The 4608-nt window shown below is 40.8% G+C and carries 4 protein-coding genes; all 4 read right to left on the bottom strand.

Translation table 11 applies throughout. From position 1 onward, the window contains the following. Window positions 1-469: 469 nt before the first annotated feature. Complete coding sequence (locus Q0064_RS03765; RefSeq protein ID WP_298144514.1) at window positions 470-835, bottom strand: hypothetical protein; 366 nt, start codon at window positions 833-835, stop codon at window positions 470-472. Window positions 836-837: 2 nt separating this feature from the next. Then, window positions 838-2271 (bottom strand): RHS repeat-associated core domain-containing protein, encoded by a 1434-nt coding sequence (locus Q0064_RS03760; protein WP_298144512.1) that lies wholly within the window; start codon window positions 2269-2271, stop codon window positions 838-840. Window positions 2272-3251: 980 nt separating this feature from the next. Further along, complete coding sequence (locus Q0064_RS03755; protein ID WP_298144509.1) at window positions 3252-3713, bottom strand: hypothetical protein; 462 nt, start codon at window positions 3711-3713, stop codon at window positions 3252-3254. Continuing rightward, a partial coding sequence (locus Q0064_RS03750; RefSeq protein ID WP_298144506.1) for an RHS repeat-associated core domain-containing protein occupies window positions 3682-4608 on the bottom strand: 927 nt, incomplete at its 5' end. The genes Q0064_RS03750 and Q0064_RS03755, both read right to left, overlap by 32 nt.

Below are 4608 nucleotides of genomic sequence, written 5' to 3'. Positions count from 1 at the left end.
GTTTCGCCCTCAGGTCTTGTGGCATTGTTTAGCACCCGCACCCAAGTTCCTGTAGCCAAGCCTTTTGGTTTTAAAGAGGTGTTGTTGTACGTAATATTTGTCACCAAATTGGAAGAAAAATCCAACAGCGCTCTCGGAAAATTATAATCGTCGTAGTAGTTTACGGTGAGTACTTTCATGTCGCTGTTGTGTATTATCTTCTGTAGCTATTCCCGCTTTCCGCTGTAGTCCTCAAAAAAGCAGCTGCCTTCAGTCGCACTGCGGTGGGCTTCTTGGGTCGCCACCACAGCCGCGCTTCAGTCAAACTGCTTTTTCTCCGGGCTGCCGCTGCAATCGGGGCTAGGAGTGAGTGCGTTTGGAGAGGTGGTTTAATGAATTTTCACACTTGCCGCAAAGTCGGGAAACTGTTGCGGAGCACGAAACACTTTGCGCAGCTGGAGATGTGGTTCCAAATCGGCACAATATCCATTCAATTCTTTTTTACGTGCATTTTTTTAACGCAAGATGTTTTAATAAATTGGTTAATCTTTTTTTCACTGATGTAACAATAGACCAAATAACTGTCAAGATCTTTATCACTCGTAAAAGTTTTTATTTTTTTTTGTTCATATAGCATAAAGCATGCATTGTACTCTTTAGATTTATTTCTGCCACCTAAAATTGCTGTTTTAAATAAAAAAATAACATAAGGCATGTAGTTTATCCTCTCTGCGGCAATCAAAATACCATATTTTTCATTTTGCTTTTTGATATAGTTTTCTGCTTGGACTTGCTTATATACTGAGAAAATGACTAAAAAAGTCAAAATTGCAACTAAGCTCTTGATTTTTTTCATATTTAATCTTTTACCCATGAGTCTCCATTCCATCTGTAAGTACCGCTGCTTAAATTTTGAAAATTAGACAGTAAATTATGTAAACCTTCTCTTTTCCTGTCTTCGACTCCCTCTTTCCAACTACCTAGCCTATTATTAAAATCAAAATTTAAATGAACCCGCTGTTTACCATCACTTCCCCCTAAAAAGTAGTAATCTGCTCCTAAAAAATCAGCATCTAACATTTCCTCAGCTGTGGGAAATTCTGGAGTATTATACCAGATTAGTTTGTCTACAATTGCCTCTGCGTCTTCTTCCGAGTATCCCGCTTCAATTAACGAAACTAACAGAATTCTTTGAGCACGACCAGTACAAAAAAGGCCACCTTGGTCTCTACCATTTGAAGCTTCAGCCGCTATGTATGTAGAAATAATTTCCTCAACTTTTTTATCTAGCTGCAATCTCATTTTTATAACGACATCTCCATTATTGATATAGTCATTTATGGTAGCACTCTCATCTATGTATCGAGACATTCCATATTCTTTAACATAATCCTCTGGCGCAAAAGACCTAAGTGCCGAACCGCTAAGATTAGCATATGTTGTGTATTTATATCCGTACGGTCTAGCTCCCAGCGCTGTATGTCCATTTAAAGTATAAAACAATTTATTATACCATCTTCTTCTTGGGCCAATATAATAAACAAAAACATCTTTGCCATTGGGATCAATAAACAAAATTGGATTATTTAAAACGTAGCTGTAAGGACTGAACTGGCAAAATTTCTCCGCCAACGGATCCACATTCATCCACCTACCAATCGCCGCATCATAATTCCGCGCACCGTAATCGTAAAAGTTAAGTCCCAACTCATCCTGCCACTCCTTTCCATTGTACTTATACTGCCACTCCCTGCGCTCCGTGGGTTGAATAACGTACAACGTTCCATGTGGTTCTTTAATAAACTCAAAACGCTCGCTGGCGTAGTTTTCGTGTTTCAAACCAAACGGGTAGTAGTGGTTTTCCTCCAAAATCTTAGGAACTGCCACTCCGTTATCGGTGTAGCTCATACGCACGTTACCGAGGTGGTCGGTGTAGTTGTACACGTAGAAAAGGCGGTTAGGTTCTTTAAACTCCACATAACCTTCTGATGTAGGAAAAAACTGCAACGCACCGCTTTTGTACTGAAAACCATCCAAGTAATCGGTGGTAGTGGTTCCGTTTGCAAGATCATCCACCTCTTTTCGCACTTTAACGCCTAACGCATCGTAAGTATAACGAATGCGTCCGCCGTTGTCTTGAAAGTTAATTACCGTGGGCAGGTTCAAGTGGTTGTAATCGATATCTTCGATACGTTTGTTGGCGTCGCTGGTCATATTTCCATACGCATCGTACCCAAAATCGGGGTTACCGTTGTTTACGTTGTCTCGAAAACCGTTTAATGAATTACTCATGTCTTGCACTGCCAGCAGTTGGTTGCCGTCGTACGCATACACTAAGTTATCAATTTCTACCGAGGTGCCAAAATCGGCATCGGCAAAACCGTTGCGTTGCAGCGAAGTGATGTTGCCGTGCTTGTCGTAGGTGTTGTTGAAAAGGACTTTCAGATGCTATTTCTCATTTTTTTGCAGCCATTCCCGCTTTCCGCTATAGTCCTCGTAAAAAAAGGCGTGTTCATGGGGCTACAACCGGCTTCTGGGGTCGCCGTTTTTAACCCAATTCACACAGCTTTTTTGTACTCCGGGCTGCCGCTGCACTCGGGGCTAGGCGTGAGTGCTGGTAAAACGTGTTTTCGATCCCGATAGCGCGGATTTGCAATCCGTGCTAAAACAATCTCACGCCGGTCCGTATTGACCCGATAGCGCGGATTTTCAATCCCTGCTAAAAAAATCCCGCGCCAGCCCGTATTGCCCCATGCTACGAAATTCGCAAATACTAAGCAAGTAACCTAACTTAGGTTGCGAAAAATTGTCTCAAAATGAAGTAGTTGTATGGCTGTTTGCTTTTGATTTGCGAAATTTGTACTATCCAAAGTATGGGCTCGCCGCAGCGAGAATATGATTTCTATCACTGCCCCAGTACTTTTCTTGTCTTGCAATCGTAACATTTTTTTGCAGCCATTCCCGCTTTCCGCTGTAGTCCTCAAAAAAGCAGCTGCCTTCAGTCGCGCTGCGGCGGGCTTCTAGGGTCGCCACCACAGCCGCGCTTCCGTCAAGCTGCTTTTTCTCCGGGCTGCCGCTTCAATCGGGGCTAGACGTGAGTGCGTTTGAAGAGGTGCTTTGATTGGACGGAAGTTGGATTAAATTTCGAAGTTGGCTCAAGGCCGTGAGACTGTTGCGGAGTACGGTACATCCGCGCGATCGGGAAGACTGTTGCGGAGCGCGAAACACTTTGCGCAGCTGAGCGCGAATCAAAATACCTTTAACATTGCGATTTAGTCAAAAATCGGTCGTTTTACAGATTGCGCAATTGAAATTTTTCCCAATTCATCTTTTGAAATTAGAATATACTTACCTTTTCTTTTTTTAATCTTAAAAATTTGATGATTATTATTGAGGATAGTTTCAATAAAATCATCGGATGAGTTAATTTCTACTTGCTCTTTCTCTGCACTATCAGAAGTTATAGAAAAAAAGTTGTTACTGCCCTTTTTAACTTTTAGCCATTTTCCAGTAACTCCCATAGAACCACGACTTCTTAAAATAACCTCGTTAAAAATAATCTTGTTATTAAGTCTTAATGTTAATGTATCTTCTGTAAAATAATCTCCAAGTATAACCTCGTAAATCAAATCGTCAGAGGAAATAGTCTTTTCATGAACACTACATGAGACTACTAAAAATAGATTCACTAATAACAAGAATTTAATTTTGTTTACCCTGATTGAGTAGTCCATTTTCGTAATCTTTAAGCATTTGCAAAACTTGCTGATAATTAATTTTTGTTCCTGCATTCTTATTACTTGTTTGATGCATTAAATTTTTTTCATTTGTTCTTGGGTGATGTCGTCCTCCACTGTGCCCAAGTTCATGACTACCAGTCCTCTCTAAAGTTGCTCCACCTGTTCCATCGGAAGCTCTTCCTGTAGTACTTCCTTCTTTTGGTTTTTTGTCCATTATAGCACTCGACAAATAAACGATGTTTTGATTAAAATCCGCGGCTCCAGGTGTGTCAGCAGGTAGGAAACCACCATTTTCAAAATCTGGAATATTTCCAGGGTCTACAACTCGAAAAGCAGTATCCGTCTCTGATAGCGGATTGTCTTCGGAAGCTGTAGTTAAATTAACAGAAACGTTTACCTCATATTTACCCCCGGAATCATCTGTTCCAGACATACTATAGGCATTCTTCATATAGCTACTTAATCTTTCAGTATAAGCACTCATCTGCTCTTTAGTGTAGTTGTTACTTGATTGATTAACTAACTTTCCAGTAATCGTCATTTGAATGACTTTTGTTCCATCATCTTTTACGCTTTGCGTAAAAATTATATCTTTACCGTCTGGATCGATCGCAATAATAGGCATATTACCAACATAGCTATATGGTGTGAAATTATAGTATTTTTCAGCTTTTGCATCCACATTCATCCACCTACCAATCGCCGCATCGTAATTCCTTGCGCCGTAATCGTAAAAGTTCAACCCCAACTCATCCTGCCACTCTTTTCCGTTGTACTTATACTGCCACTCCCTGCGCTCCGTAGGTTGTATCACAAATAGCTCGCCGTTAGCTTCTTTAATGCGTTCGAAAATTTCACTGGCATAGTTTTCGTGTTTCAGCCCGAAAGG

This window comes from Flavobacterium sp. (assembly GCF_027490375.1).
Classification (GTDB): domain Bacteria; phylum Bacteroidota; class Bacteroidia; order Flavobacteriales; family Flavobacteriaceae; genus Flavobacterium.
Note: the sequence above shows the minus strand (reverse complement) of the source record. Positions and strands in the feature narration are given on the sequence as shown.

Bases quoted from the DNA above. Each gene is read 5' to 3' on its own strand.
- Q0064_RS03765 (WP_298144514.1), bottom strand. From the start codon at position 835: ATGAAAAAAATCAAGAGCTTAGTTGCAATTTTGACTTTTTTAGTCATT.
- Q0064_RS03760 (WP_298144512.1), bottom strand. From the start codon at position 2,271: ATGAGTAATTCATTAAACGGTTTTCGAGACAACGTAAACAACGGTAAC.
- Q0064_RS03755 (WP_298144509.1), bottom strand. From the start codon at position 3,713: ATGGACTACTCAATCAGGGTAAACAAAATTAAATTCTTGTTATTAGTG.